The following is a 26,966-nucleotide window of genomic DNA, read 5'->3' on the forward strand; positions in this document are numbered from 1 at the left end:
CCTACAGGCGAATGCGTAACCTGTAGGAGCGGCCTTGCCGGGGCGCCGGACCGGTCGGAAAGGGCTGCAACGCAGCCCCAAACATCAGAAGCTCTTGCTGTAGAACAACGAGTAGGATTCGATGCCGTCGTTCGGTTGCTTGATGCCGGCATTGGAATAGTGAATCAGACGGACCCCGACTTTCTGCGCCGCCGGCAGCTTCAGGCCGAAGCCGATGCGGTCTTCAAAATTGACGGCCGAACCCAGGTCATGGTCGCCCACCTCGGTCTTGGAGAAGGCCGCCAGGCCAATACCGGCTTCGACATACGGGGTGTAGGTGAAACCACTGAACTCATAGGTGAACACCGGGCTGAACGACAGCGAATGGGTGCCGCTGGCATCGCCACCTTCCCAGTAGGTGTAGGCCGCGTCCCAATAGCCCGTCACAAAGCCGATGTCACTTTTCAGCCACTGCTTGTCCCAATCGAACGACATGCCAAGACGGTAGGTCATGTCACCTTGGCCGGTGGCCCCCACGGCACCGGAAACCTGTGCGGCCTGGGCCAGATTGGTGCCGGCGAGCGCCAATAGGGCAGCGGCCAGCGTGCTGGCAAGACGGGTTTTCATCAATGACTTCTCCTGATGGTCACACTGGCAAGTGGGGGCTTGGGCCCCTCGATTTTTGCGGCGACCGGTGCATCCAACCGGTCACACGGGGTAATACTTTTCTGATTATTGTCTAGATAATCAGAAAGTTGAAAGTGAATTGCCAGCATTGTTTGAATTTACCCGCAGTGCCCAGGCATCTCAGTCGTATTCGGCCTCCTCATGCTCCCCCAGCAAGCGCCGTTGCCGGGGTGTCGCCTGCTCCAGCACCTGTGGGTTGAACTGCCAGTTCAGGTAGGGAGAGAACTTCTGCGCCACCATGCGCCGGCCGTAGTGCACCTGCAGCATGTCGCGCTCACGGGCATTGCTGCAGTTGGCGCCGCCGCTGTGCCAGATGTCACTGCGAAACACCAGCGCGTCGCCCGCCTGGCACAGTACCGGCCGGGCTTCACGGCCCTGCCACTGCTGTTCGCCAGGTAGCGGTGAGCGCGCAGCCCGATGGCTGCCGGGCACCACCCAGGTCGGGCCGATGTCGAGGTCGATATCGCTCAGGTATACCTGTGCGGTCAGAATCTGCATGGGCGGGCAGAAGTCGCCGCGCGCCACCAGCCAGTCGGGCAACGCCATGGGCAGATGGTCCAGGTGCAGGCCCATGCCCGGATAGCCAGGGTGGCTGCGCCAGGCGGTCTGGCCGATCACATGGCAGTCGGCGCCGAGGGCCGCTTCGGCGAGGTCGATCAATGGCGGCAGGTCAAGAAAGGGCAACCACAGCGGGTCGCGATTGAACACACACTTGTAGTGCTCCAACAGCCCCTGATAGTCCCAATGGAGGGGCTGCAGGTCATCGATGGCGCAGCGCAGCAACGCCACGCGTACGCCATCGAGAACGTCGCGAAGCAAGACGTAGCCCTGCGCCTCCAGCGCTTGCAGTGGTGAGTCGAGGCTCATGCAGAAAGACTCCCCTCCAGGTGGAGTACAGATGTACTCCACCTGCTTTTGCCGATCAGTGCCAGTTCAGGCTGGCAGTGGCAGGCGTCTTGCCGTTCACGGTGACCAGTTGCTGGACCGTAGTACCCTGCCCCTGGCCAACGACCTTGTACTGGCCCGGTGGCAGCTGGACATAAACCAGTGGCCCGGCATCCTGAAGGCTCAACACCGACTTGCCTTGTGCGTTCTGGATTTCGACTGCAGCGCCACTTTCGAACTGGCCGTGTGCGCCGGTCGACAGCTCAACGTGCAGGTCATAGCCCTTGGTATGGCGCAAGGCATTGGCTTCGTCCTGGCCGATACCCCCTTCAAGGTAGCGCACGCCGTTCTGCTCTTGCGGCTGCAGTTGCACGGCTTGCATGTCGATGGGGGCGTTGTGGTCGTCCACTTCCGCGGCAGCGGCCAGAGTCCAGGGCAGCGCCAGTGCAATCAGCAGCGTGGCGCCCAAAGCATAGTGATGGTTACGCATGGTCAGCTCCTCCTCAGGGAGATGGCTTACCTAATGTTTGACCCCACACAGTGCTGATGTTCACGCCGTTCGCCGCTCTTCGAGAAGTTTCACGAACATGCTCAGGCTGCGCGAAACGGTGCCCCGGCGCCACACCAGCCAGGTCTTGAGGTAGCGGAACTGCTCCTGCATCGGCCAGGCGCAGACCGTGCTGCAGCCGGGCATGTTGTCGAGCATGCTGCGCGGCAGCATGGCCAGGCCGGCACCGGCGCTGACGCAGGCGAGCATGCCGTGGTACGACTCCATTTCGTGGATCTTGCCGGGCACCGCCTGGTCCTGGACGAACCAGTTCTCGAAGTGATGGCGGTACGAGCAGTTGGCACGGAAGGCGTAGATGCTCGCGCCGTTGACGTCCTGGGCGCGGGTCACCGGGGCGTGGTTGAGCGGCGAGATGATCACCATCTCCTCCTCGAACACCGGCATGCCTTCGAGCGTGGGGTGCAGCACCGGGCCGTCGACGAAGGCCGCCACCAGGCGCCCCGCCAGCACGCCCTCGAGCATGGTCCCGGAAGGCCCGGTGGACAGGTCGAGATCGACCTTGGGGTAGCGCTGGTTGTAGGCGGCCAGCAACGCCGGAATACGCACCGCCGCCGTGCTCTCCAGCGAACCCAGGGCGAAGGTGCCCTGGGGGTCTTCGCCGGCCACTGTCAGCCGCGCCTCGTGCACCAGGTCGAGGATGCGCCGGGTGTATTCAAGGAAGTTCCAGCCCGCAGGCGACAGGCGCAAGCGGCTTTTTTCGCGGATGAACAGCTCGACGCCGAGGTCTTCCTCCAACTGCTTGATGCGCGTGGTCAGGTTCGACGGCACCCGATGGATGTGCTGGGCGGCGGCGCTGATGCTGCCCTGCTCGGCCACGGCCTTGAAGATCTCCAGTTGCACCAGGTCCACAGTCGTTCTCCAAACGTGAATGTTTCGCTCATTATTATTCAGTTTTCATTAAAGCCATAGCCCACTAGTCTGGCGTCACTGATTAACAACAACGAGAGTGTCCAGCCATGAGTGCGATCAGCAGCCTGACCCACGCCATCTCCGTCGACCCGTTCAGCGGCGAGCAGATCGGCGCCTACCCCTTCGACACCGACGCCGCACTGGAAGCGGCGCTGCAACGTGCCAAGGCTGGCTACGGCCAATGGCGCCAGGTGTCGCTGGGTCAGCGCAGCGAGTACCTGCTCGCCCTGGCCAGCACCCTCGAAGCGAAGGCCGAAGCCTTCGCGCAGATGATCAGCCGCGAAATCGGCAAGCCGATCGCCCAGGCCCGTGGTGAAGTCGCCAAGTGCGTCGGCCTGTGCCGCTGGTATGCCGAGCACGGCCCGGCCATGCTCGCCGCCGAGCCGACCCAGGTCGAGAAAGCCCGCATCGAGTACCGCCCGCTGGGCCCGATCCTGGCCGTGATGCCGTGGAACTTCCCGGTCTGGCAGGTACTGCGCGGCGCCGTGCCGGCGATCCTGGCGGGCAACACCTACGTGCTCAAGCACGCACCGAACGTGATGGGCAGCGCCTACCTGCTGGGTGAGCTGTTCAAGGACGCCGGCCTGCCTGAAGGCGTGTTCGAGGTGCTTAACGTCACCCCGGACGGCGTTACCCGCGCCATCAACGACGTGCGCATCGCCGCCGTGACCCTGACCGGCAGCGTGCGCGCCGGCATGGCCATCGGTGCCCAGGCGGGTGCGGCGCTGAAGAAGTGCGTGCTGGAGCTGGGCGGTTCCGACCCGTTCATCGTGCTGGCTGACGCCGATATCGATGCCGCCGTGCAGGCCGCCGTGATCGGCCGTTACCAGAACACTGGCCAGGTCTGCGCCGCCGCCAAGCGCCTGATCATCGAAGAAAGCGTTGTCGAGGAATTCACGCGCAAGTTCGTCGAAGCCACGCGCAAGCTGAAAATCGGCAACCCGCTGGAAGATGACACCTACATCGGCCCGATGGCCCGCTACGACCTGCGCGACGAGCTGGATGGCCAGGTCCAGGCGACGCTGGCCGAAGGCGCCACCCTGCTGCTGGGCGGTAACAAGGTCGAAGGCGTGGGCAACTTCTATGCACCGACCGTGTTCGCCAACGTCACCCCGGACATGACCGCCTTCAAGCAGGAGCTGTTCGGGCCGGTGGCGGCGATCATCACAGCCCGTGATGCCGACCATGCGGTGGAGCTGGCCAACGACAGCGAGTTCGGCCTGGCGTCGACCATCTACACCGCCGACTATGCACTGGCAGAGCGCATGACCGCAGCGCTGGATACCGGTGGCGTGTTCATCAACGGCTACTGCGCTTCCGACCCCCGCGTGGCATTTGGTGGCGTGAAGAAGAGCGGTTTCGGGCGCGAGCTGTCGCACTTTGGGGTGCGCGAGTTCACCAATGCCCAGACCGTGTGGCTGGATCGTAACTGATTCATTGACTGGGGCCGCTACGCGGCCCCAAGTCTTCAATCCCGGACCTGGTCCTTGACCCAGTCCAGCATCCCCCCCGGCACAATCAGCTCATGCCGCGCCCGCGAACAGGCGGTATACAGCCCCGCCAGCATCCGTGCCCGCTCGTTGCGATTGCCTGCCGTGCTCGGTGCCACCATCAGTTCCGGCGACACCATCACCCGGGCGAACTCCATGTTCTTCACATCCCGCACCCGCCCGAGGAACAGTTTCGGCGCCTTGTCCCAGCGATAACGGCTCTTGGCCTTGGCGAAATGCTCGGCGGTGTAGCCTTTGCGCAGCATGCCGGCCACGGCGACAAAGGCCTTGTCGTCACCCTTGTCCTGCTCCAGCGCCTGCCAGCTGGGGTAACGGAACAACATCGGGTGGCGTGCCCGAGTGCCGTAGCGGTACAGCTCGATGCAATCCTCGACGAACAGCTCGAAGTCCTTGCGCGCACTTTTCAGCAGCACGAACGGCACCCCCTGATGGGTCAGACGCTGGAACCAACCGAACAGGCCCCACTCGTCATCGACGATCAGGGCGGTGGGCTGCTCAGGCACCGTCACCGTGTCGAAGAAACTCACCCGTGTGTAATGCTCGGCACTGCCACTGAAGGCGGCCTGGATCGCCGCCGGGTGCGCCTGGATCAACGGGTTGAGCACGCCATCCATGGCCGGGCCAGCGCGCAGCGAATGGTCGATGTAGCGCTGGCGGATGAAGTTGCCATGGTGCGGGCTGAGGCCGTTGAGGTTCTGCAGTTCGTCGCCCAGGGCGATCACCGACTGCGGGCTGCGATCGAGCACGGCCAGCATCGGGGCCGAAAGCTCATGGGCCTCGTCGACGATGACGTGGCTGTAGCGGCTGTCGATCACCTCGGCAGTCAGCGACAGCAGTTTGACCCGGTGGTAGTCGCGCACCGGCAGCTGGATTTCACGGGCTGACGGGCGGATCAGTTCCTGCCAGTACAGGCGAGCCTTTTCCAGCAGCACTTCCTGGTCCAGCGGCGTGGTGCCAGGCCCGGCCCACGGCAGGTGATGCAGCTGCAACAGGCTGTCACCGCTGCGGCAGAAGCTGCGCACGGCCTTGACACACAGGGCCACCACATCGCGTGCGGCGAGCGGGCCAATGTCAGGGATGTTCAGCCAGCGCACCACCTGCGCCTCCTGCGGGCGCCAGGACAGTTTGGTGCGGTACGGGTCACGCAGGCGCCAGCCGTTGCTGGTGAGGTCACGGTTGAGGATTTCGTCGGCCAACTGGCCGAAGGTCAGCGCGGTGTAGGCCTGGGCATCCTTCACCCGTGCCTGCAACGCCCGCAACTGGCCTTCGGTGAGGGCCAGCAACAGCGTGCGCTGGGGGTCTAGCAGGCGAGCGAACTGGTGGATCAGGAAGGTCTTGCCGGTGCCGGCGAACCCCTGCACGGCAACCGATTCGTCGACACCGCAAAGGAACTCGCGCAGCAAGCGGTTCTGCTGGTCACTGAGCATCAGGTCACTGGCCAGTGACGGCAGGTACACCGGGTGCAGCGGGGTCACGCGCTGGCGGTAGTTGTCGGCGAACTGGAAATTCCACTGGCCTTCGGCGTCCTGGAACTCGTCGGCCTGGTACTCGGTTTCGGCCGACACCAGGGCGACGCCGTTCTCACCGAGCATGCCCAGCCCCATGGCGAACGCCTCTCGGTCGAAGTGCTGGGCTACCTGCCGTTGGAAGCGGCCTGGGGCTGCACCTTCGACTTCATTGGCGATGCGCACGATCTCGGCGAAGCGGCGCTCCTGGGTGTCCGCCGAGGCGCTGGCCGGTTGGCGCGGCAGGTTCTGCACGAACAGCACGGCGGCAGCTTCCAGCAGGCTGGCGCTCGGGAAGAAGTCGGTGGCGGTAGGCGCGCTGGCCAGGCGGTCGGCCTGGTCGCTGGGCAAAGGCAGGTAGAACATCGGGACCTCGGGTGGAAACTGCCGGGCACGATAGCAATTTTCCAATGGGAATGCTGGGTTGTCTGTACCGGCCTCTTCGCGGGTAAACCCGCTCCCACAGGTACCGCGCTGCCTTCAAGACCTGTGACATCCCTGTGGGAGCGGGTTTACCCGCGAAGAGGCCGGTACAGGCAACAGAATTCTCAGCCCCTTCCCCGCTTGAGGGTCTCGCTCGGAAACTCCTTGAACAACTGCCGGTAACTCTCTGAAAATCTTCCCAAATGCCAGAACGACCAGCGCATGGCCACTTCCGCCACGGTCACCTCACCGCCGCGCAACAGATCCCGCCGCGCGCCGTTGAGCCGACGCAAGCGCAGCCAGTGCGCCGGCGGCATCCCGGTAAACGCCTTGAACGCCTGCTGCAGCTGACGCAGCGACACACCTGCCACCTCGGCCAGTTCCACCAGATTAAGGGTTTCTTCCGGGCAATCTGCCGCCCACTCACTGACCCGTTGCATGATCGCCCGCTCTTCGCCGCGCCGCCCCAGCGCCCCGCCCTGCAAGCGCTGGCAGGCGTTGTCGAGAATGAACAGGCAGTCCTCGAGCAGCTGCTCGGCCAGTGCCTGCCCTTGCAGTGGGCAATCGGCCTGGCCAAGGCGGGTCAAGGTGGCGCTCAGCCAGCTGCCGAACAAGGCATTCTGGCCGCTGCCCAGCGGCACCATGAACAACCCTTCGAGCCGTTGCGGGTCCAGACCGTGACGGGCAAGAAACGCCTGGTCGAACACCACCGCCACTTCCTGGTAGTTCTCCGGCGTGATCCAGATATTGCGGCTCTGTTCGTTGAGCAGGTACAGGCTGTTTTCGCTCTGGTCGAAACAGAACGCCAGTGAGCCGCTCGGCGCACGGAAAAACTGCTCGACCCGGGTATTCAGGCGCTCTTCGTACACCTCCACGCCATCGAGCCCCAGGCAGCGCAGCTGGCCACTGAAGTGCCCTGGCGACATCTGCCGGTACTGCTGCTGCCAACCGGGGGTGGCGCGCACCTGTTCGGTCACATCGGTGGTGTGGAAAGCCTGAACCTGCAAGGCATTGGGCGTTGTCACGCTTTGTCCTAGTTGCACTCTTTTGGTGCATTCATTGCCGAAGAAAGTGGATAGATGGCTTTGCGGGCCTGCGCTCAAGATAGTCTCCAGCGCGTCACCTGGGAAGCGCAAAGCCTTGGAAACCCTGTAGAGGCTTTCGCGGGTAAACCCGCTCCCACAAAAAAACCCAACCAAGAGGTCTGTATGAACGCCCCCTTCGATCAGCTGTCCACCTGGCTGAAAGAACACCGCATCACTGAAGTCGAATGCGTGATCAGCGACCTGACCGGCATCGCCCGCGGCAAGATCGCACCGACCGCCAAATTCCTCCACGAGCGCGGCATGCGCCTGCCCGAAAGCGTGCTGCTGCAGACGGTCACCGGCGACTACGTCGACGACGACATCTACTACAACCTGCTCGATGCGGCCGACATCGACATGATCTGCCGCCCCGACCCGACGGCGGTCTACCAGATCCCGTGGGCCATCGAACCCACCGCCATCGTCATTCACGACACCTTCGACAAGCACGGCAACCCGATCGAGCTGTCGCCGCGCAACGTGCTGAAGAAAGTGCTCAAGCTGTATGCCGACAAAGGCTGGCAGCCGATTGTCGCGCCGGAAATGGAGTTCTACCTGACCCAGCGCTGCGAAGACCCGGACTTGCCCCTGCAAGTGCCGCTGGGCCGCTCGGGCCGCGCTGAAAGCGGGCGCCAGTCGTTCTCGATCGACGCCGCCAACGAATTCGACCCGCTGTTCGAAGACGTCTACGACTGGTGCGAACTGCAGGGCCTGGACTTGGACACGCTGATCCACGAAGACGGCCCGGCGCAGATGGAAATCAACTTCCGCCATGGTGACGCGCTGGACCTGGCCGACCAGATCACCGTGTTCAAGCGCACCATGCGTGAAGCCGCGCTCAAGCACAACGTCACCGCCACCTTCATGGCCAAGCCGATCACCGACGAACCGGGCAGCGCCATGCACCTGCACCAGAGCGTGGTCGACATTGCCACCGGCAAGCCGATATTCGCCAATGAAGACGGCAGCATGAGCGAGCTGTTCCTGCACCACATCGGTGGCCTGCAGAAGTACATCCCCAAGCTGCTGCCGATGTTCGCGCCAAACGTCAACTCGTTCCGCCGCTTCCTGCCGGACACTTCGGCACCGGTCAACGTCGAGTGGGGCGAGGAAAACCGCACCGCCGGCCTGCGCGTGCCGACCTCCAGCCCCGATGCCATGCGCGTGGAAAACCGCCTGCCGGGCGCCGACGCCAACCCTTACCTGGCAATCGCCGCCAGCTTGCTGTGCGGTTACCTGGGCATGGTCGAGAGGATCGAGCCGAGCGCGCCGGTCCAGGGCCGTGCCTATGAGCGGCGCAACCTGCGGCTGCCGATCACCATCGAGGATGCCCTGCAGCACATGGAAGATTGCGAAACCGTGCAGCAGTACCTGGGCAAGCAGTTCGTCCAGGGCTACGTGGCGGTCAAGCGCGCCGAGCATGAAAACTTCAAGCGCGTCATCAGTTCCTGGGAGCGCGAGTTCCTGCTGCTGAGCGTGTGATTCTCCGGGGGCGCCCGGCGCCCCCCTTGCACCGAACTCAAAGAACAAGACCAACGAGGTGTCGACATGCGTCATCTGCAAGCCCTGATCCCCGCCACATTCGCCCTGCTGTTCGGCGCCGCCGCACAGGCCACGCCGAGCGTCAGCGTGTACAACTGGACCGACTACATCGGTGAAACGACCCTGGCCGACTTCCAGGCCAGCAGCGGGATCAAGGTCGTCTATGACGTGTTCGACTCCAACGAAACCCTGGAGGGCAAACTGCTCGCCGGCCGCACCGGCTACGACGTGGTGGTGCCTTCCAACCACTTCCTCGCCCGCCAGGCCCAGGCCGGTGCATTCCTGCCGCTGGACCGCAGCAAGCTGCCGAACTGGCAGCACCTGGACCCGAAGCTGCTCAAGCAGCTCGAGCAGAACGACCCCGGCAACCAGTACGCAGTGCCGTACCTGTGGGGCACCAACGGCATCGGCTACAACGTCGAAAAGGTCAAGGCCGCACTGGGCGTGGACCATATCGATTCCTGGGCAACCCTGTTCGAGCCTGAGAACCTGAAGAAGCTCAAACAGTGCGGTGTGGCCTTCATGGACTCGCCCGACGAACTGTTCCCGGCGATGCTCAACTACCTGGGCATGGACCCGCGCAGCGAAAAGGCGGATGACTATGCCAAGGCCGAAGCACGCCTGCTCGAACTGCGCCCGTACATCACCTACTTCCACTCCTCCAAGTACGTCTCGGACCTGGCCAATGGTGATATCTGCGTGGCCTTCGGCTATTCCGGCGACGTGTTCCAGGCGGCCAACCGGGCCGTGGAAGCGAAGAACGGGGTGAAGATCGCCTACAGCATTCCCAAGGAAGGCAGCAACCTGTGGTTCGACCTGCTGGCCATCCCCAAGGACGCCCAGAACCCGGAACAGGCCCTCGCCTTCATCAACTACCTGCTCGACCCGAAGGTGATCGCCAAGGTCAGCGCCACGGTCGGCTACGCCAACGCCAACCCTGATGCCCAGGCCTACATGGACAAGTCCCTGGTCGACAACCCCGAGATCTACCCGCCCCAGGCGGTACTGGACAAGCTGTACATTTCCAGCACCCCGAGCCCGAAGATCATGCGCGTCATGACCCGCTCCTGGAGCAAGATCAAGTCCAACCGTTGAACCGAGAACGCGCCATGCCTTTCGATACCCAACATACCGCGTCGTACTACGCTGCCACGGCGCGCAGCACGACGCCCTACCCCAGCCTCGACGGTGAACTGACCGCTGATGTGTGCGTGGTCGGCGGTGGCCTGACCGGGGTCAACACCGCACTGGAACTGGCCGAACGCGGGCTCAGTGTGGTGCTGCTGGAAGGCCGACGCATCGGCTGGGGCGCCAGTGGGCGCAACGGCGGCCAGCTGATTCGCGGCATCGGCCATGATGTCAGCGGCTTTGCCCGCTACGTCGGCCAGGACGGCGTACGCTACCTGCAGCAGGCCGGCATCGAGTCGGTGGCCCTGGTCGCTCGCCGCATCGAACAGTATGCGATCGCCTGCGACCTGCGCTGGGGCTTCTGCGAACTGGCCAACACCCCGGCACAGTTCGCTGCCTTCAAGGCTGAACAGGAGGACCTGGCCAGCCTTGGCTACCGCCACGAAACCCGCCTGGTCGGGCCCGAGCGCATGCATGAGATCGTCGCCAGCGACCAGTACGCCGGCGGCCTGGTGGACATGGGCTCAGGCCATCTGCACCCGCTCGACCTGGTCCAGGGCGAAGCGCGCGTGGCCCATGGCCTGGGCGTGCGCATCTTCGAACAGAGCCCGGTGCTGCGCATCGAACATGGGCCCACGGTGACCGTGCACACGGCACGGGGCAAGGTGCGGGCACAGAGCCTGGTGCTGGGCTGCAACGCCCACCTGGACGAACTGGAACCACGCCTGAGCGGCAAAGTGCTGCCGGCCGGCAGCTACGTGGTGGCAACCGAGCCGCTGCCGGAAGCACTGGCCAGCAAGCTGATCCCACAGAACATGGCCATGTGCGACCAGAAGGTCGGCCTGGACTACTACCGGCTCACTGCCGACCGCCGCCTGCTGTTCGGCGGTGCCTGCCACTATTCCGGGCGCGACCCCAAGGACATCGCTGCCTACATGCGGCCCAAGGTGCTCAAGGTATTCCCGCAACTGGCCGATGTGCGCATCGACTACCAGTGGGGCGGCATGATCGGCATCACCGCCAACCGCTTCCCGCAAGTGGGGCGGCTAACCCAGCACCCCAACGTCTTCTATGCCCAGGGCTATTCCGGGCATGGGTTGAACGTGACCCACTGGACGGCGAAGTTGCTGGCGGAAGGTATCGCATTGGGACAGAGCCAGGGGCTGGATGTGTTCAGCGCGGTACCACACCTGACGTTCCCGGGCGGCAAGGCGCTGCGCTCGCCGCTGCTGGCGCTGGGGATGTTGTGGTACCGGTTGCGGGAGGCGCTGGGATAGCATGGCGAATGCCGTGAAGGCTGCGCCGCGTGGAAGATCGAGCGCCGCACGGGCGGTGCTCGATCCCAGGCATGCACGGCAATGACAGCTGGACAAAAGCAAAGCTACATAGAGCTTTAACTTCAATACGTAATAAATTGTTTTTATTATATATTGGCTAACCTAGAATCAACTTGAGCTACACAAGAAACTGATTTCAACCTATTGATAGTCCCACGGATTTCCACACTCCAGGGGCGGTTCGATACGAAGTAAAAACTCACCGCTTTTCCAGCAACCACTGGCCATCTTCCAAGCACCTGCTAGCGTTGTTCTGGCCGACCCATCATGGATGCATGACCATCATGAAATCATTGCCTCGCGTTACCCTGTTGTGTGCCGCTTTGCTCGCTGTAGCCGCGTGCTCCAGCAACCGCGTGGACCCCAAGGATTATTCCGGCTTCCTCAAGGACTACAGTCGCCTGCAGGAAGCCAAAAGCCCAACCGGTGCACCGGTGATGCGCTGGATCGACCCCAAGGTCAATGTCAATCAGTACACGCAGGTCTTCATCGAGCCCAGCCAGTTCTACCCCAAGCCCCAAGCCACAGCGGTCATTTCCCAGCAGACGCTGGCTGAAATCACTCGCTACTTCAACGATGCCTTGCGCCGTGAAATGGGCAGCGTGCTGACCCTGGCCAAGGCGCCCGGCCCGGGCACCATCGTGGTACGCCCGGCGATCACTGCAGTAGCTACCAGCAATGAAAGCCTCAAACCTTACGAATTCATCCCGATCGCGCTGATTTCGGCGGGCGTCAACACCGCGATGGGCGGCCGCGACCAGGAAGTGGATGTCGGCGTCGAAGCGGCCTTCCTCGATGGCGGCAACCAGAAGGTGCTGGCCCAGGTGGTGCGCAAGGGCACCGGCAAAGAGCTGGAGAACGACAAGACCAAGCTGACCCTGAACGATGTAAAACCCGTGCTCGACGGCTGGGCCAAGGACATGCGCGCCAGCTTCCTCACCCTCAAGAACAAGAGCAAGTAACGCAAAGCCGCTCCGCTCGTCGGAGATCATGCAAAAACGCCATCACTGTCGGGCAGCCCTGCTTTACTCAAGCGGGCTGCCAGGCAGGCGGCACCGCAGACCAGGGACTGGTTGCACAAGCTGGCTGACAACAGCCGCTCGCTCCGGGCAAGCAACACCGCCGCCCGGCTCCCTCATCTCCCCGCCTTTTCCGCCCGCCTTCGCAGCTGTGTAACGGTCATTCATTCATCGAATGCAACGGAGGCAATCATGTCTGATTCACTGCTCGCACCTTCGGCAGGCCTGTTCCCGGTGTCCTACCAGATCGGCAACAACGCCGCTGGCGCCCCGCGCCTGCAGCTGGACCTGCTGGTCTATACCCCGGACCGTAGCCTTAACGGCGCGGCCCAGCTCACCCAGGCCATCAACCCACCACTGGCCCTGCACCTGGACGTCTGGGGCAGCTACACCTACCTCACCGTCCAGCCACCGAGCGAAGGCAGGATCCTGATCACCGCCCAGGGCAACCAGGGTGGGCCGCATGCCAACTCACCGGTGCAGTTCAAGTTCAGGGCGCTGCTCGACCCGAGCTGGCAGCACGGCGTGGCCGACTACGAGTACTACAATGGCCAGGGCTGGGTGAGCGTGGACAACGTCCCGGTCACGCTGGAAGGCCAGCGCATCCAGCAGCTGGCCAACGTCGACCTGCACAGCGAACTGCACAACGCCACCCTTGAGGCCGCCATCGCCAACGGCGATCTCGCGCACCTCAAGCAGTTGGCCACCGGTGGCCTCGAGCAGGCCCTCGCCGCGACCAAGTCCCCGGCCACCAAGACCGCCAAGAAAGCCTGAGCAGGCAAGGAGAGACACCATGGCAATCGGACTGTTCCATGTTCGCCTGAACGTCAGCAACGGCTTGCCCGGCGCTCCGACGTTGACCCTCGACCTGTTGGTCAACGCCGTGACCAAGAAGGTCTCCGGCAAGGCTCGCGCCAGCCAGGCCACCTACCCGTCGCAGCCATTCCAGGCCAACGTGTGGGGTGACTACAGCGAGCTGCAGTTCGCGCCGGCCGGCGCGCCGTCGATCGTCCTGAGCCTGGACGGCAGCCCCAGCGGCCCGCTGAGCCAGATCGCGCAGACCTTCCACCTGCACGGCCTGCTGGAAACCGGCTGGAGCAACGGCTCGGCCAGCTACCGGTACTTCAGTAACGGCCACTGGGTCGACCAGCACGGGCGAGTGCGCAAAGCGCCGGATGTGACCCACCAGGGCCGTCCGCAATTGACGCAGCGGCTGAAGGCGGCCGTCAGCCAGCTGGAAAGCGTGTAACCCGCAAGCAGCGTTCGCCGGCAAGGCCACTTGCCGGCGAAACGCCGATCAGCACTCGACGAACGCTACCGCCAGGCCACCCCGCGACGTTTCCTTGTAGTTGGCATGCATGTCGGCGCCGGTGTCGCGCATGGTGCGAATGACACGGTCAAGCGAGATGAAATGCTCGCCATCACCCCGCAAGGCCATCTGCACGGCATTGATCGCTTTCACCGCCGCTATCGCATTGCGCTCGATGCACGGCACCTGGACCAGCCCGCCGACCGGATCACAGGTCAGCCCGAGGTTATGCTCCAGGGCGATTTCGGCGGCGTTTTCCAGTTGCGGCGGTGTGGCACCCAGCACTTCGGCCAAGCCCGCAGCAGCCATCGAGCAGGCCGAGCCGACCTCGCCCTGGCAGCCGACTTCAGCACCGGAGATCGATGCATTCTTCTTGCACAGGATACCGACCGCGGCAGCGGCCAGCAGAAACGCCACCACATCGTCGTCACGGGCGCTCGGGTTGAACTTCATGTAGTAGTGCAACACTGCCGGGATAATGCCGGCGGCGCCGTTGGTGGGCGCGGTGACCATGCGCCCGCCGGCAGCATTCTCTTCGTTCACCGCCAGGGCAAACAGGTTGACCCACTCCATGGCGCTCAAGGTCGAACCGATCACGTTGGGCTGCCCGGCCTCCTGCAGGCTGCGGTGCAGCCGCGCGGCACGGCGCTTGACGTTGAGCCCACCAGGCAGAATGCCTTCGTTGCGCAGGCCGTTGTCGACGCAATCGCGCATCGCCGCCCAGATCCGCAGCAGGCCTTCACGCACCTCGGCTTCCGGGCGCCAGGCGCACTCGTTGGCCAGCATCAGTTGGCCAACGCTCAGGTTGTTGGCCTTGCACAGGGCCAGCAATTCGGCGCCGCTGGAGAACTCGTACGGCAGGTGAACGGCATTGGCCTCGGCCTTTGGCGCGTCGATTTCGCCCTGCTCGACGATGAAGCCGCCGCCGATGGAATAGTAGGTCTGCTGGAACAGGCTGCCCTGCCCGCCCATGGCCTCCAGGGTCATGGCATTGGGGTGATAAGGCAGGCTTTCGTCCAGCAGCAGCATGTCGCGGGCGTACTGGAACGTCAGTGGATGGCTGCCATCGAGCATCAGGCACTGCTCCTGCAGCAGTTGATGGATGCGCGGTTCGATGGTGGCCGGGTCGATGCGGTCCGGCCACTGGCCCATCAGCCCGAGCAGGCAGGCGCGATCAGTGGCATGGCCTACCCCGGTGGCGGAAAGTGAGCCGTACAGCCGCACTTCGATGCGCTGCACCTGTGCCAGCAGGCCTTGCTCGCGCAGTGCCTGGGCAAAGCTCGCCGCCGCCCGCATCGGGCCTACGGTGTGGGAACTGGACGGGCCGATGCCAATCTTGAAAAGGTCGAAAACACTGATAGCCATACTAATGCCTGACCGTGTCGGCGCTGAATGCTGCCGCACGGCTATCTGAGAAAATTGAACGGTATTGCCAATTTGCGCGATACTGCCGCGCTCGCTGGCAGATGACCAACGAAACTTTCTAAGCAAGGCTTTAGCAGGACTAAACGATGCGGCGACAACTCAATGGCCAGATGTTCGTCTGGCTGCATGTCTTCTCTTGTGCGGCGCGGCACCTGTCGTTCACCCGCTGCGCCGAAGAACTGCACATCACCCCCGGTGCGGTCAGCCAGCAGATGCGCCAGCTTGAAGAACGCCTGGGCTACAAACTGTTCCTGCGCCGGGCGCGCGGTGTGGAGCTGAGTGCCGAGGGCCAGCGCCTGGCACAGACGGTCACCGAGGCCTATGGCAGCATCGAGGCCGAACTGCTGCGCCTGGATGCCGGGGAAATCCGCGGCACCTTGCGCCTGCGCTCGATCCCGTCGTTCCTGGCCAAGTGGCTCACCCCGCGGCTGCCGCGCTTCCAGCAGCGCTACCCGGACATCGAGCTGCGCCTGGTCGCCGAAGACAGCGCCCAGGCCTTGCATCCCGGGGACTTCGACCTGGCCATCGACCTCAACGACGGCAGTTACCCCGGCATGCTGTCGACCCCGTTGCTGGACGAACAGATCTTCCCGGTCTGCTCGCCCGCGCTGCTGCGCGGCCGCCCACCGCTGCATGGCCCGGCAGACCTGACGCACTACCCGCTATTGCATGACATCACCGCCTGGCGCGGCAGTTCGGAGTACGCCGAGTGGGAGTTCTACCTGGAGGGTATCGGCGCCAGCGGGCTGGATGTACGCCGCGGGCATACCTTCAACCGCAACCACCTGACCATCGAAGCGGCGATCGCCGGCATCGGCGTGGCCATTGCGCGGCGCACGCTGCTCAATGACGAGCTTGAGCGCGGCGCCTTGATCGTGCCGTTCGGCCACCCCATCGCCAACCACAAGCGCTACGTGGTGCACTACCCGCCGGGCGGGCTGAACCAGCCCGGCGCCCGTGCGGTGCATGACTGGCTGGTGGAAGAAGCCCAGGGCTTTCGCGCCTTGCACCCCCTGGTACTACCGGCCTGATCACTCGGCGGCGATGTGCTTGATGTCGAAGTTGAACGACGGCACATAGCCGGTGCCGAGCAGGTGCGGGCATTCCGAACTCTTGTAGTCATCGCTGAGCAAATCCTGAGTGCTGTCATAACCCGGCATCGAGATCCCGGTCATGTTCAGCAGCGTATGCGGCAGCGAGGCGATGCTGACCTGTTGATCCTCCCTGACCTTCAACTTCTGCAGTTTGCCCGACTGCTCCGGCGAGAGGTTGCCGCTCGACCAGACAAACGCCGACGTCGACAGGTCATACTCGTTACCCATGCCATGGCCCAACAGTTGCCGGCTGTCATCCAGCAGATTCTCGCCGTGGTCGGACGCGTAGACCAGCAGCGCTTTCTTCTGGCTGGCCGTCAGCTGTTGCATGATCGAGGACAGAAGCGAATCGGTATACAGCACCGAGTTGTCGTAATCGGCTGTGATCCGGTCTTTCTGGCTGTCGCTGGCAGGCTTGAACTGGGCAAAGTCGCTTGGGTATCGCCGCGCGTATTCGAAGTGGCTGCCCTTGATATGAATGAATATCGCCTGCCGATGCCCATTGGCCTTGCCCAGCACATTCTGCAACGCCGGTATCAGCGCACCGTCATAGCTGCGCTCCAGGTACTGGCGGTATTGAGCTTCTGCGGCGATTTGCGGAATGATCCCGCCGAAGCTGTCGACCTCCTGTGAGGACAGCCAGTAGGTGTCGTAGCCGGCCGCGCGGAAGATCCCTACCAGCGATTTGTTCGACGCAATCAGGTCCCAGTCGCGGATCGGTTCCAGGCTGAGCAACGAAGGCACGGCTACCGAGGTATAGGGCGCGGTCGTGCACATGCGGTTGAACTTGAACAGCCCCGGCAGCTGATCGAGATGGGGCGTGGTCCTGTTGTGGTAGCCGTACAACGACCAGTTGTGCGGGCGCGAAGATTCGCCGATGACGAATACCAAGGTCTCGATGTCGGCCTGGTCGGAGATGCTGGTGATCTTCACCTCCGACTCCATGCGTTGCTTGATGTACCCCTTGGACTCCACATACAAGGTTGCCGTCAGGCCGATCTGCGACAGGTAACCCACCGGCGTGCTCTGGTCTTTCGCCACCAGGTCGAGCACTGCGCCTTTACTCAGCGAGTTGACCTTGACGGTCTTGTAGAAGTAAGCCCCATAGCCCAGCAGCAAGCCGCCCAGCGCCAGCGCAAAAATGGCCTTGTTGCGGTACAGCCGACGCCCGTGCAACCCGGCCAGCCCCACCCCGTAGCACACTGCGAACACGGCCAGGATGCCGGCGATCGAGCGCCAGTAGGTGGCGAAGAAATCCGTCGCTTCCTTGTAGTTGGTCAAGGCAATGAACAGGTAGGCCGCCGTCAGGCGCGAATTGAAGTTCAGCACGACGAACAGGTCGATGCTCGCCAGCAGATAGAACGGCAACAGCAGCAGATGCACCTTGAACTGGTTGGCGGATACGAAGCGGATCGCCAGCAGCCACAAAAATGAAATGGCAAAGGTGTATAAAACCAGCAGGTCGATCTTCGCGCATTGGCAATCCGCCAACAGCCTGGCCAGCAGCGGCGAAAACAGAAACGCCCACAGCACCAGCGAGGGCCACTCGGCTTTCAACAGCCTGGCGGCACCTGCCCCTCCCGCTGACAAGATGCTCATGCACCCTCCCCCTGTACACCACGCCGGATTCCGGCGTCAGTAAGCCTGCTTGCCGGTGAAGGCATTGACCGTGCGCACCAGGATCACGAAGTCGAGCCACAACGACCAGTTGTTGATGTACTCGATGTCCGAATTGACCCGCTGGATCATCTGCTCGATGTCCTTGGTTTCACCCCGATACCCACGCACTTGTGCCAGGCCGGTCATGCCGGGCTTGATGTTGTGGCGGGCGAAGTAATCGACGATGTCCTGCGAGTACAGGGTGTCGTGCTGCAAGGCATGGGGACGCGGGCCGACCAGCGACATGTCACCGGTCAGCACGTTGAACAGTTGCGGCAGTTCATCGAGGCTGGTGCGCCGAATGAATGCACCAACCCGGGTCAGCCGCTTGTCATTACGCTGCGCCTGCTCGACCACACCGTTTTCCGGTTGATGCACGTGCATGCTGCGGAATTTCCAGATGCGGAACGACTCCCCGGTCCAGCCCGTGCGGTCCTGGCGGAAGAACACCGGCCCCGGGCTGTCGAACTTGATGATCAATGCGACCGCCAGCAACACCGGCGATGCGCACAGCAGGATGAGCGCGGCCAGCACGCGGTCCTCGAGGTTCTTAAGGAACAGGCTGGTCCCGGTCAGCGGCGTTTCCGACAGGGTCAGCACCGGAATCCCGGCAATTTCTCGCACGCTGTGGTTGATCAGGCGCAACGAGAAGATGTCCGGTACCCAATTGACCGCGATGCACTTGTCGAGCAGCTTGAGGTAGACATCCTGAATGACGGCGGAACCGCCAAGGGGCGTTACCAGGTACACCGTGCGAATGCCATGTTGGGCAATGATCTCGTCCAGATCGGCGATGCTGCCCAACACCGGCAGGCGCTGCTTTGCATCTTGTTGCGCCTCGCGCTCCGGGCCTTCTTCCTGATCGACCCAGATGCAGCCCATCACCCGCTCACCGAACCACGGGTTGTTGCTGATCTTTTGATACAGGAAGTTGGCCAGGTCGCCATTGCCGATGATTAACGCGTTATCCAGCCGCGCGTGGGCGGTGAAGCGCTTCTGCAACTCGCGCATGGCCACGTGCAGGAACAACTGCACGATATAGCCGATGACAAACAGTTGCACGACCAGCAGGCGTGAATAGGTTTCGCTCTGCTTGGTCAGGAAGGCGATGACCACCAGGAAACAGAATGTCGCCGACCAGGCCTTGAACAGCCGGAAGGCCTTTACCGAAAGCCCCACATTGCTGCGATAGATGGCGTAGTGGTCATAAATGACCGCCAGCGCGCCGATCAGCAGCAGGAGCATGATCACGTAGTCCGAGGTGATGTAGCCGAACTGGTCGTAGATCAGGTACCACGCGACACCGGTGACGGCAATCCCGTCGAGGCCCGCTTGAATGGCGTTGCTGACGCTGCTTCTACGCTGGAGCAATGACCGACTGCTTCTAGGTTCGAACACCATCGTAAGGCCTCACTGATCTGTGTGTGGCAAATGCCTGACCATCACAACGAAGCGATGGCAACTCACCTCAGGTACCTGAAAAACCTTTGAAATTTTGCAGCACGGCGCCCCGCGTCGATTGATATCACTGTAGCAGCACCCGGCGGTTGCTGCGGGGCCGTTCGACCACCTCGACAGGCAGCATTCAGCTTCTCCACTACACCCGATGCGCAGGCACCCTGGCATAGAGCAGCGCACGCAACAGGAACAACGGATTACCAATCACATAGCGCGCAAACAGGCGCTTCGGCTCTTTGAGCAACCTGAAAACCCACTCACCGTTCAACCGCCGCACCCAATGGGGGGCTCGCGTTACCTTGCCGCCCAGAAAGTCGACAATGGCGCCGCCGCACACGATCAGGCAGGGGCTGTCGAGCGACGCCAGCCGAGCGGCCACCTGTTCCTGCTTGGGCATCCCCATGCCCAGCACGATCAGCGCTGGCTGGTGTGCCTGGGCGAGGCCGAGGTAGGCGTCGACCTCGGCAAAGCCATCGTGCCGTGACACCACATGCACGCCAAACTGCGTTTCGCAGCGCTGAGCGGCCGCAGACAGGAACGGCTCGCGCGTCCCCCAGAATGCCACGCGCCTGCCCTTGAAGGCCGCCAGCAGCTTGGGGATGAAGTCCGTGCCGTTCATGTTGAGACCGGGCGCCAGCCCCAGGCGCCGCAGCAAAATCGCCATGCCGGCACCGTCACGCAGCAGCACCTCCGCTGCCGCCAGTGCCTGGCAGTAATCAGCCTTGCCCGCGACCAGGTTCATGGCATGGGCGTTGACGAAACCCAGCACGATTGCCCGCTGGGGTGAACTCAGCGACACCAGCAGGCGTTGCTCGTCCGTCGCATCCCGGACCAGGCGCAACTTACCCATGACCAACTTCCAGCGTTGCAGCCAGGCCCACCGTTCCATCAGCTGTCATCCCGCTTCGAACGCACCCAGTCCACCTGGCGCTTGAGTAGAAACCCCAGGTACAGGGGGATTTTCCTGGCCGCATAGAACGGCGCGTACAGCAGTACCGAAAACGGGATCAGCTCCCGTGCAAAGCGCGCCCACGCCAGCAGGACAGCAGCGCCGAGCAGGCCCAACCCCAGCGTGGCAAGCAGCGCTGGCAACAGCACGCCGAATATCCCGAACGCCAGCCAGGTGAGCGCAAAAAGGACCATCAGCAGCATTGACAACAAGGCCAGCGGCGGCACCAGCAGGTCGGCGGCCATGCCCAACAGCGGCCAGTTGCGTTGCACCAGTGCGCGGCCCAGAAGCTTCGGCCCCTCGGCCAGCACCACCCCCAGGTGACCATGCTCCCAACGCTTGCGCTGGATGCTCAGGCCTTCCTGGCTGGTGGGGAAGTGACTGTTGACCACTGCGTCCGGGCAAAACAGCGGTGGTTTGCCAAGCGCTGCACACTCCAGGCCCAGCTTCAGGTCTTCAACCAGGTGCCCGGTGGCCAGGTTGACGGCCGACAAGTCTTGCCAGGCAAAGGCCATGCCCGCCCCCATCAACTGACAGGGCAAGCCCGCTCGGGCCCAACCACGCGGGCGGACCAGGTTCTTCACCCGCCAGGCAAAGGCGGCGACCTGCACCTTCAACCCGGCACCGGCAGGTGCATGCATCAGATACAGCGCCTGCGCGGGCCGGGCATTATCGACACAACAGCGCGCCAGTTGCTCGAGCGCACCTGCACCCACCTGGCAGTCTGCGTCGATGATGATCAGTACCTCGGGGGGCGACTGGCGCAGATGCTGCACCCCGAAGTCCAATGCGTAGCCCTTGCCCCGACGCTGTTGATCCTGGCGCTCGACCACCTGCGCGCCCGCTGCGCGGGCCAGGCTTGCGGTCTGGTCCGTGCAGTTGTCCGCGACCACCAGCAACTGGTCGCCTTCACCCAATTGCGGGCTGATGCTGGCCAGCGTGGAGGCAATCAGCGTTGCCTCGTTGTGCGCCGGCACCAACACGGCAACCCGTGCACGAGCACCTGGCCGGGCGACCCGTGCAGGCGCAGGCAGGCAGGCCAGCAGCACCTGGGTGAACAGCACCAGCGTCGGCAACAGGACCAGCAACACCGCCAGGCCCAGCAACCCGCTCAACAGGGTCAGCATGTCGGCACCTTGAAATGGCTGACCAGCCTGGCTGCTTCCGTATCGATGTCGTGGCGCTTGAGTACGCGCTGGTAAGCAGCCTCGCCCTTGCGCTGGAGAGCCTCGACCGGTTGCTGCAGGCAGTCGAGCATGGCCTCGGTCAACGCCTCGACCGAACCTGCCGGGAACAACCAGCCGTTCTCACCCTGGTGGACCAGTTCGGGAATACCGGCCACGTAGGTGGTCAGCACCGGCCGACGCAACGCCATGGCCTCCATGATCACCACCGGCAAGCCCTCGGCAAAACTGGGCAGCACCAGGGCTCGCGCGGCGAGGAGTTCGTCCCGCACCTGTGCACTGCTGATCCAGCCGGTGATGCGCACCTGCGCCTGCAAGCCATGCCGGGCGATCAGCGCCTCGATCGGGCCACGCAATTCGCCATCGCCGGCCAACACCAGCTCGAAGGCCACACCCCGGCTCGCCAGGGCACGCGCCGCCTCGATCAGCAGCAGCTGGCCTTTCTGCTCACACAAACGCCCTACGCAAACCAGCCGAGGCGCAGCGGGTGGCACAAGCGCAGTACCCTCGTGGAAACTGCGCTCCAGGCCACAATGCACGACCTTGACCTTGCCCCAGTGCTCATGGGCCACCCAGCGATACAACTGGCTACGACCGAAGGAGCTGACGGCAGCCACGAAAGCGGCCCGGCGCACCTTCTCGCCCAGGTGCAGGATCTGCGCCTTGTCGAACTCTTCCGGCCCATGCACGGTGAAGCTGTAGGCCGGCCCGCCGAGGGCATTGGCCAGCATCACCACTTCTGTCGAGTTGGTGCCAAAGTGCGCATGTACATGTTCCACAGCGGATGCCTGCAGCCATTGCACCACCCGGCACGCTTCAGCCAGGTAGACCAAGTGGTAGGGCCATGGGCGATCAGCGCGCCAACCCAGGCGAAGCGCCAGGCGCAGTGCGCCAAGAAACCGCCTGGGTTGTGCTCGCGCGGCTTCGAACAACGGCTTCAGCAGGCCCTTCAACCCCTCCTGCAGCACATAGCGCGTCTTGCCCCGTTCTGCCAGGTCCTGGTCATCGTGCAGCTCGGCATCCCAGCCACGCAAGGCGATGCGCTGAACCTCGATGCCCTGGCGCTCCAGCGCCAGTATTTCGCGGCGAATGAAACTGTGACTGACCTTGGGATACTGATTGATGAAATAAGCGATACGCATAGTGCCCCGAATCTGAGTCCGTTTACTGAATGGCCAGGCCTGCCGTGCTCTGCTGCACGGGGCTGCCGGCCAAGGCGGCCTGTATCTGGCCAAACGCGTCATCCAGCAACGCATGGCGCCTGCGGTACATGGCCCGTTTCTTCGCCGCGACTTCCTCTACCGCGCGCTGCGCGGGTGCCAAGGGGATGATGAAAAAGTCCTCGCGGTCCGAGGGCCCGGCGCCGTTTTCCTGCCAGATCACATCGTAGTTGGCCGCCAGATCCTGATGCTTGTCGGCGCCAAAATAGGGATGGCGATGGTGGCGGTACTCGTCCCCCACCGCATAGATACGCACGGCCCCCACCGTTCTTGCCACGCACTTGATCGCCTCGATCAACAGGCTTCTGGGCCGCAAACCTTCGAAATCCTTGGTCAGGTCGCGGTAGATCGTCAGCGAGGTCTCGCTGTCCACGCCCTTGTGGATGCCCTGCACTGCGCCGATGTACAGGCACAGGCCCGCCGCTTCACGGCACAGGGTAAAGGCGAGCGAGGCCACGCGCAGTTCGCCCTGGAACAGGTTGATCACCAGCTCCCCTTCGCGCTTGAACCAGATCGGCCGGTCGAGCACCAGGCTGCAGCCGCTGGAGTACGCCGACAGGTCGCACAGCTGCCGATGCTCGTCACGTCGCAACAGCAGCAACGGGGCACAGTGCGCAGCGACCACTTCATAGTGCGACGCCACCGCTTCCAGACGCTGCGGGGCGCTCCAGCATTTGCTGATGTAAGGCCACTGAACGACGCCAATGCAATCGACGCCCAGCCGCTCGAAGCGGTCCTGGCCCAGTGCCCGTGACATGCGCTGGGCGAAAGCCTGCAAGCCGGACCACTCCCGGGCCATGGATACCGTCAACTTGAACTTGTTGTTGAGCGCGCGCAGCGAATAGCCGGGCTGCAAGGTGAGCACGCTCTTGGCCAGCGATCTGAACGTCATGGTCATGTCATTTGTACTCGATCAGCAGCGCCTTGCCGGCCGCATACCTGTTCAGCAGGAACTTCGCCTGGCCGAGCATTTCCGGGAACTTGCCCAGCACCAGGAACACCGCCTGCCACCAGTTTTCCCGCGTCGAACGCTCGCCCCGGCGGGCCAGGCGCACAATCTGCAGCGGATAGATCAACAACAACAACAGCCCCCAACCGCCCGACAACAGGCTCACGGCGAGGATTGCCAGTGGCAGGTTCAGGCCCCATAACCAGGCGCGCCGTGATTCACGCAACCAATGGCGCTCCGGCGTCTGACCATGCAGGTAAGCGCCTTCGGCATAGGCATAACCGGCGCGTAGACTACGCCGCCACCATTGCCCGAAACGGGTCATGGCGGCATCGTGCAGGGTCATTTCATCGGCCAGGCGCCAGACCTTCCAGCCACCTGCACGCAAGCGCACGCATAGCTCCGGCTCTTCGCCGGCAATCAGTTCCGGGCGAAAACCGGACACCGCCATGAAGGCGTCGACGCGCATCAGTGCATCACCGCCACAGGCCTTGGCTTCCCCTACCGGTGTGTCCCACTCCAGGTCGCACAGCAGGTTGTACACCGAGCGCTGCGGGAAGCGTTCGCGGCGGCGCCCGCACACCACTGCCACGTCCGGGTGCTGGTCGAGAAACGCCTGGGCCTTGCCCAGCCAGCCAGCATCGACTTCACAGTCGCCGTCGACGAACTGCACATGGCGGATGCCGGGCACGATGCCTTGCAGGCAGGCAAAGCCTTCGTTACGGGCCCGTGCTGCGGTAAAGGGTTGCGTCATGTCCAGCGCCACCACTTCGACGCCCAACCGTTGCGCCAGCTGTACCGAGCCGTCGGAGGAGCCGGAATCCACGTACACCAGCTGGTCCGCACGCCCCATCAGCGACAACAGGCAGCGCTCCAGGCGCTGGCCCTCATTGCGACCGATCACCACCACTCCAATGCCTGTCACCATGGGCTTCACTCGTCCGCTTTGAGCTAGGTCACGTGTACTGCACCGCATCGCTGTGCTTGCGCGCCTTGATGGTCGCGGGCACACCCACGGCCAGGCAGTTGTCCGGCACATCGATCAGCACCACCGCGTTCGAGCCTATCGTCACGTTGTTACCAATGCGTATGTTGCCCAGCACCTTGGCGCCGGCGCCGATATCCACGTTGTTGCCGAACACCGGGGCGATGGGTTCGTCGACATTTTTCAGGCCCACCACCACGCCGTTACGGATCCGGCAGTCATCGCCAAAACGCGCATAGCCACTGATGACGATGCCGCCGAAGTGGTCGATGACGAAGTTGCGGCCAATCACCACCTCGCAGGGCAGTTCGACCCCGGTGATGATCTGCACGAACTTGAACAGCACCTTGTAGACGAAGGAGCACACTTTGCGCAGCAAGGCCGGGCGTACGCCATAACGCCAGCGGCCAAAGCGGTAGACCAGCAGCACCCAGAACCCCTGGGCGCCCCAATCCCCCCCATGCGCGCGCAAGTCTGCACGGATGTTATCGAACATGGTTTCACCTACCGTGTGGGTTGGCTGGCAAACTGGGTCTTGAACAACAGTGACCAGGTGGCGCGGGTATGCCGCCAGCACGCCTTGATCGCTGCCAGGCCGCGGCCTTTGAGCAACGCCTTGAGCGCCAGCACCAGGTCGCCCAGGCTCACCAGCAGCATGTGCAGGGCCAGCCCTGCCGCACCGTGATGCTTGCGGAAATACAACAGTTCGCTCTCGATCTGATAACCGGATATCTGCCGGCTCGCCGCTTCCAGTTCGGCCACCGACTTGGAGCTTTCACCACCGATGTGCACCACGGTGGTGTCGGGGAAGTACACCACTTTCCAGCCGGCCGCCTTCACCCGCTTGCAATGGTCCACTTCCTCGTAATAAAGGAAGTAGCGCGGGTCGAACAGCCCCACCTGGTCGAGCACTTCACGGCGCACCAGGTAGAAGCAACCTGGCAGCCAGTCACACTCACGCACCGAGGCGTGGTCCCAGTCCATTTCATCGACCATTTTCAGCCCCGGGAAGAAACGCCCGAGCCCGGTGCGCCCGACGAATACGTTCAACGGGGTCGGGAAATAGCGGCAGCTCGGCTGCAGGTCGCCATCCCGGCCCACCAGGCGCACGCCAAGAATGCCGCACTCCGGGTGTGCTTCCATGTAGTCGACGGTTTTCTGCAGGCTGTCGGCCGCCACGAAGGCATCGGTATTGAGCAGCAGCGCGTACTTGCCTTGCAGGTGCGCCAGCAGCTGATTGTTGGCGCGGCCAAAACCGACGTTGCGCTTGTTGCTCAGCAGCAGCGCTTCAGGGCAGACCTTGCCCAGGCGCTCAACCGAGTCGTCAACCGAGGCATTGTCCACCACCAGGTAGCTGGCCAACGCCTCACCACCTGCGGCGCGCAGTGCATCGAACATCGGCTGCAGCAATGCCGCGGTGTTGAAGTTGACCACCATCACATCGACAGGCTTCTTATCCATTGCTGTCGTCCCCGAAGAAATAGCGACGCCTGTGCATCGCCAAGGTCGACTCCAGCGACGGGTCGAAGGAGCCTTTGCGTTGCTTGATCAGGTCTATCCAGGGGTAGGCGTTGCAACGCTCTTCGACCCGCTTGATCAGGTCTTCAGTAGTGCAGATGAATTTGGCCGGGTTGCCGCCGACCACGGTCCCCGGAGGCACGTCCTTGGTCACCACGGCACCGGCAGCCACCACCGAATCAGGCCCGATGGTCACCCGCGGCATGACGATCGCGCCGTGGCCGACGAAGCTGTTGTCCTTGACGTCGATGACACCCACCGAGTCCAGTTTCGTGCCATAGCAAAGTTCGATCAGCGCCACCACGCCGTCGTGGCCGATCAACGTGCAGTCGGACAAGCCGACGTTGTTGCCGATGCGCACCAGCGCCGGGTCGGTGACGTTGCAGCCGACATTCATGTGAAAGTTCTTGCCCACGGAATAGAACTTGCCCCATCGGTACTGGAATTCGCCCCACTGCCTCGGTGTCGGTTTGCAAAGTTTCAGGTAGGCCGTGACGCCTTTCCCGGTCGAGTTGGCATAATTCGCCACTGCATTGCGTATCCATCCAAACATATGGCAAGCCTCGCAAATCAAGCGATCCTGGACTGTCCCTGAGGCAAGCAAGGTCTCGTTCTTGTAGGTGCTGACCCTGTTGCAC

General features: G+C 63.2%; 25 protein-coding genes. 8 read left to right on the plus strand and 17 right to left on the minus strand.

The window, feature by feature from the left end; all coding sequences use genetic code 11:
* Positions 1-84: 84 nt before the first annotated feature.
* The 4 genes from J7573_RS18100 to J7573_RS18115 form a co-directional block, all read right to left on the minus strand.
* Positions 85-606 carry an acyloxyacyl hydrolase gene (locus J7573_RS18100; protein WP_294338222.1) on the minus strand — a complete coding sequence of 174 codons (522 nt, stop codon included), beginning with the start codon at positions 604-606 and terminating at the stop codon, positions 85-87.
* A gap of 180 nt (positions 607-786) precedes the next feature.
* Positions 787-1,533, minus strand: a complete 747-nt coding sequence (locus J7573_RS18105) for a phytanoyl-CoA dioxygenase family protein (protein WP_294338224.1) — start codon at positions 1,531-1,533, stop codon at positions 787-789.
* 55 nt (positions 1,534-1,588) lie between these two features.
* The gene (locus J7573_RS18110; protein ID WP_294338225.1) at positions 1,589-2,041 is read right to left on the minus strand and encodes a carboxypeptidase regulatory-like domain-containing protein; all 453 of its coding nucleotides are present in this window, start codon (positions 2,039-2,041) and stop codon (positions 1,589-1,591) included.
* Positions 2,042-2,101: 60 nt separating this feature from the next.
* Positions 2,102-2,968, minus strand: coding sequence for a LysR family transcriptional regulator (locus J7573_RS18115; protein ID WP_218278049.1), 867 nt, complete (start codon positions 2,966-2,968; stop codon positions 2,102-2,104).
* A 107-nt stretch (positions 2,969-3,075) separates the two neighbouring features.
* Between J7573_RS18115 and J7573_RS18120 the strand changes: the two genes are divergently transcribed.
* Positions 3,076-4,461 carry an aldehyde dehydrogenase family protein gene (locus tag J7573_RS18120; protein ID WP_294338234.1) on the plus strand — a complete coding sequence of 462 codons (1,386 nt, stop codon included), beginning with the start codon at positions 3,076-3,078 and terminating at the stop codon, positions 4,459-4,461.
* A 35-nt stretch (positions 4,462-4,496) separates the two neighbouring features.
* Here the strand turns inward: J7573_RS18120 and J7573_RS18125 are convergent, their stop codons facing one another.
* Positions 4,497-6,410, minus strand: a complete 1,914-nt coding sequence (locus J7573_RS18125) for an AAA family ATPase (RefSeq protein WP_294338236.1) — start codon at positions 6,408-6,410, stop codon at positions 4,497-4,499.
* A gap of 182 nt (positions 6,411-6,592) precedes the next feature.
* Positions 6,593-7,492, minus strand: a complete 900-nt coding sequence (locus J7573_RS18130; protein WP_085679485.1) for a helix-turn-helix domain-containing protein — start codon at positions 7,490-7,492, stop codon at positions 6,593-6,595.
* 183 nt (positions 7,493-7,675) lie between these two features.
* On the opposite strand from J7573_RS18130, the gene J7573_RS18135 reads away from it, so the two are divergent.
* The 6 genes from J7573_RS18135 to J7573_RS18160 all read left to right on the plus strand — a co-directional run bounded on the left by J7573_RS18135 (position 7,676) and on the right by J7573_RS18160 (position 13,827).
* Entirely contained in the window at positions 7,676-9,034 is a 1,359-nt protein-coding gene (locus tag J7573_RS18135; RefSeq protein ID WP_103447193.1) for a glutamine synthetase family protein, read from the plus strand.
* A gap of 66 nt (positions 9,035-9,100) precedes the next feature.
* Positions 9,101-10,189 carry a polyamine ABC transporter substrate-binding protein gene (locus J7573_RS18140; protein ID WP_294338251.1) on the plus strand — a complete coding sequence of 363 codons (1,089 nt, stop codon included), beginning with the start codon at positions 9,101-9,103 and terminating at the stop codon, positions 10,187-10,189.
* 14 nt (positions 10,190-10,203) lie between these two features.
* Positions 10,204-11,499, plus strand: coding sequence for an FAD-binding oxidoreductase (locus J7573_RS18145; protein WP_294338253.1), 1,296 nt, complete (start codon positions 10,204-10,206; stop codon positions 11,497-11,499).
* A 344-nt stretch (positions 11,500-11,843) separates the two neighbouring features.
* Entirely contained in the window at positions 11,844-12,521 is a 678-nt protein-coding gene (locus J7573_RS18150; protein WP_294338255.1) for a DUF3313 domain-containing protein, read from the plus strand.
* Positions 12,522-12,770: 249 nt separating this feature from the next.
* Entirely contained in the window at positions 12,771-13,352 is a 582-nt protein-coding gene (locus J7573_RS18155; RefSeq protein WP_294338256.1) for a DUF1842 domain-containing protein, read from the plus strand.
* Between the two features lie 19 nt (positions 13,353-13,371).
* Complete coding sequence (locus J7573_RS18160) at positions 13,372-13,827, plus strand: DUF1842 domain-containing protein (protein ID WP_294338258.1); 456 nt, start codon at positions 13,372-13,374, stop codon at positions 13,825-13,827.
* A gap of 48 nt (positions 13,828-13,875) precedes the next feature.
* Here the strand turns inward: J7573_RS18160 and J7573_RS18165 are convergent, their stop codons facing one another.
* Complete coding sequence (locus J7573_RS18165) at positions 13,876-15,252, minus strand: L-serine ammonia-lyase (protein WP_294338261.1); 1,377 nt, start codon at positions 15,250-15,252, stop codon at positions 13,876-13,878.
* 146 nt (positions 15,253-15,398) lie between these two features.
* Here J7573_RS18165 and J7573_RS18170 point away from each other — a divergent pair, with 146 nt between their 5' ends.
* A complete protein-coding gene (locus J7573_RS18170) occupies positions 15,399-16,343 on the plus strand; it encodes a LysR substrate-binding domain-containing protein (protein WP_294338263.1) in 945 nt (314 codons plus the stop codon).
* Here the strand turns inward: J7573_RS18170 and J7573_RS18175 are convergent, their stop codons facing one another.
* The 10 genes from J7573_RS18175 to J7573_RS18220 form a co-directional block, all read right to left on the minus strand.
* The gene (locus tag J7573_RS18175) at positions 16,344-18,005 is read right to left on the minus strand and encodes a phosphoethanolamine transferase (RefSeq protein ID WP_294338265.1); all 1,662 of its coding nucleotides are present in this window, start codon (positions 18,003-18,005) and stop codon (positions 16,344-16,346) included. It lies immediately after the preceding gene.
* Positions 18,006-18,041: 36 nt separating this feature from the next.
* Positions 18,042-19,466, minus strand: coding sequence for an undecaprenyl-phosphate glucose phosphotransferase (locus J7573_RS18180; protein ID WP_294338266.1), 1,425 nt, complete (start codon positions 19,464-19,466; stop codon positions 18,042-18,044).
* A gap of 196 nt (positions 19,467-19,662) precedes the next feature.
* Positions 19,663-20,412 (minus strand): WecB/TagA/CpsF family glycosyltransferase, encoded by a 750-nt coding sequence (locus J7573_RS18185; RefSeq protein ID WP_294338268.1) that lies wholly within the window; start codon positions 20,410-20,412, stop codon positions 19,663-19,665.
* Positions 20,412-21,599, minus strand: a complete 1,188-nt coding sequence (locus J7573_RS18190) for a glycosyltransferase family 2 protein (protein WP_294338269.1) — start codon at positions 21,597-21,599, stop codon at positions 20,412-20,414. The genes J7573_RS18185 and J7573_RS18190 overlap by 1 nt, the downstream gene beginning before the upstream one ends.
* Positions 21,593-22,798, minus strand: coding sequence for a glycosyltransferase (locus J7573_RS18195; RefSeq protein WP_294338270.1), 1,206 nt, complete (start codon positions 22,796-22,798; stop codon positions 21,593-21,595). Before J7573_RS18195 ends, J7573_RS18190 begins: the two co-directional genes overlap by 7 nt.
* A 22-nt stretch (positions 22,799-22,820) precedes the next feature.
* The gene (locus J7573_RS18200) at positions 22,821-23,768 is read right to left on the minus strand and encodes a DUF535 family protein (RefSeq protein WP_294338272.1); all 948 of its coding nucleotides are present in this window, start codon (positions 23,766-23,768) and stop codon (positions 22,821-22,823) included.
* Between the two features lie 7 nt (positions 23,769-23,775).
* On the minus strand, positions 23,776-24,753 hold the full coding sequence (locus tag J7573_RS18205; RefSeq protein ID WP_294338273.1) for a glycosyltransferase: 978 nt from the start codon (positions 24,751-24,753) through the stop codon (positions 23,776-23,778).
* A 28-nt stretch (positions 24,754-24,781) separates the two neighbouring features.
* Positions 24,782-25,306, minus strand: coding sequence for a serine acetyltransferase (locus J7573_RS18210; RefSeq protein WP_294338275.1), 525 nt, complete (start codon positions 25,304-25,306; stop codon positions 24,782-24,784).
* An 8-nt stretch (positions 25,307-25,314) separates the two neighbouring features.
* A complete protein-coding gene (locus tag J7573_RS18215) occupies positions 25,315-26,271 on the minus strand; it encodes a glycosyltransferase family 2 protein (protein WP_294338277.1) in 957 nt (318 codons plus the stop codon).
* Entirely contained in the window at positions 26,264-26,881 is a 618-nt protein-coding gene (locus tag J7573_RS18220) for an acyltransferase (RefSeq protein ID WP_294338280.1), read from the minus strand. Before J7573_RS18220 ends, J7573_RS18215 begins: the two co-directional genes overlap by 8 nt.
* Positions 26,882-26,966: the final 85 nt, after the last annotated feature.

Origin of the sequence: Pseudomonas sp. (genome assembly GCF_017744435.1) — a bacterium.
Taxonomy (GTDB): domain Bacteria; phylum Pseudomonadota; class Gammaproteobacteria; order Pseudomonadales; family Pseudomonadaceae; genus Aquipseudomonas.

What these genes read in the sequence shown, in the direction of transcription:
- J7573_RS18100 (WP_294338222.1), bottom strand. Translation starts at nt 606, where the DNA reads ATGAAAACCCGTCTTGCCAGCACGCTGGCCGCTGCCCTATTGGCGCTC.
- J7573_RS18105 (WP_294338224.1), bottom strand. Translation starts at nt 1,533, where the DNA reads ATGAGCCTCGACTCACCACTGCAAGCGCTGGAGGCGCAGGGCTACGTC.
- J7573_RS18110 (WP_294338225.1), bottom strand. Translation starts at nt 2,041, where the DNA reads ATGCGTAACCATCACTATGCTTTGGGCGCCACGCTGCTGATTGCACTG.
- J7573_RS18120 (WP_294338234.1), top strand. Translation starts at nt 3,076, where the DNA reads ATGAGTGCGATCAGCAGCCTGACCCACGCCATCTCCGTCGACCCGTTC.
- J7573_RS18125 (WP_294338236.1), bottom strand. Translation starts at nt 6,410, where the DNA reads ATGTTCTACCTGCCTTTGCCCAGCGACCAGGCCGACCGCCTGGCCAGC.
- J7573_RS18135 (WP_103447193.1), top strand. Translation starts at nt 7,676, where the DNA reads ATGAACGCCCCCTTCGATCAGCTGTCCACCTGGCTGAAAGAACACCGC.
- J7573_RS18140 (WP_294338251.1), top strand. Translation starts at nt 9,101, where the DNA reads ATGCGTCATCTGCAAGCCCTGATCCCCGCCACATTCGCCCTGCTGTTC.
- J7573_RS18145 (WP_294338253.1), top strand. Translation starts at nt 10,204, where the DNA reads ATGCCTTTCGATACCCAACATACCGCGTCGTACTACGCTGCCACGGCG.
- J7573_RS18150 (WP_294338255.1), top strand. Translation starts at nt 11,844, where the DNA reads ATGAAATCATTGCCTCGCGTTACCCTGTTGTGTGCCGCTTTGCTCGCT.
- J7573_RS18155 (WP_294338256.1), top strand. Translation starts at nt 12,771, where the DNA reads ATGTCTGATTCACTGCTCGCACCTTCGGCAGGCCTGTTCCCGGTGTCC.
- J7573_RS18160 (WP_294338258.1), top strand. Translation starts at nt 13,372, where the DNA reads ATGGCAATCGGACTGTTCCATGTTCGCCTGAACGTCAGCAACGGCTTG.
- J7573_RS18165 (WP_294338261.1), bottom strand. Translation starts at nt 15,252, where the DNA reads ATGGCTATCAGTGTTTTCGACCTTTTCAAGATTGGCATCGGCCCGTCC.
- J7573_RS18170 (WP_294338263.1), top strand. Translation starts at nt 15,399, where the DNA reads ATGCGGCGACAACTCAATGGCCAGATGTTCGTCTGGCTGCATGTCTTC.
- J7573_RS18175 (WP_294338265.1), bottom strand. Translation starts at nt 18,005, where the DNA reads ATGAGCATCTTGTCAGCGGGAGGGGCAGGTGCCGCCAGGCTGTTGAAA.
- J7573_RS18180 (WP_294338266.1), bottom strand. Translation starts at nt 19,466, where the DNA reads ATGGTGTTCGAACCTAGAAGCAGTCGGTCATTGCTCCAGCGTAGAAGC.
- J7573_RS18185 (WP_294338268.1), bottom strand. Translation starts at nt 20,412, where the DNA reads ATGGAACGGTGGGCCTGGCTGCAACGCTGGAAGTTGGTCATGGGTAAG.
- J7573_RS18190 (WP_294338269.1), bottom strand. Translation starts at nt 21,599, where the DNA reads ATGCTGACCCTGTTGAGCGGGTTGCTGGGCCTGGCGGTGTTGCTGGTC.
- J7573_RS18195 (WP_294338270.1), bottom strand. Translation starts at nt 22,798, where the DNA reads ATGCGTATCGCTTATTTCATCAATCAGTATCCCAAGGTCAGTCACAGT.
- J7573_RS18200 (WP_294338272.1), bottom strand. Translation starts at nt 23,768, where the DNA reads ATGACGTTCAGATCGCTGGCCAAGAGCGTGCTCACCTTGCAGCCCGGC.
- J7573_RS18205 (WP_294338273.1), bottom strand. Translation starts at nt 24,753, where the DNA reads ATGGTGACAGGCATTGGAGTGGTGGTGATCGGTCGCAATGAGGGCCAG.
- J7573_RS18210 (WP_294338275.1), bottom strand. Translation starts at nt 25,306, where the DNA reads ATGTTCGATAACATCCGTGCAGACTTGCGCGCGCATGGGGGGGATTGG.
- J7573_RS18215 (WP_294338277.1), bottom strand. Translation starts at nt 26,271, where the DNA reads ATGGATAAGAAGCCTGTCGATGTGATGGTGGTCAACTTCAACACCGCG.
- J7573_RS18220 (WP_294338280.1), bottom strand. Translation starts at nt 26,881, where the DNA reads ATGTTTGGATGGATACGCAATGCAGTGGCGAATTATGCCAACTCGACC.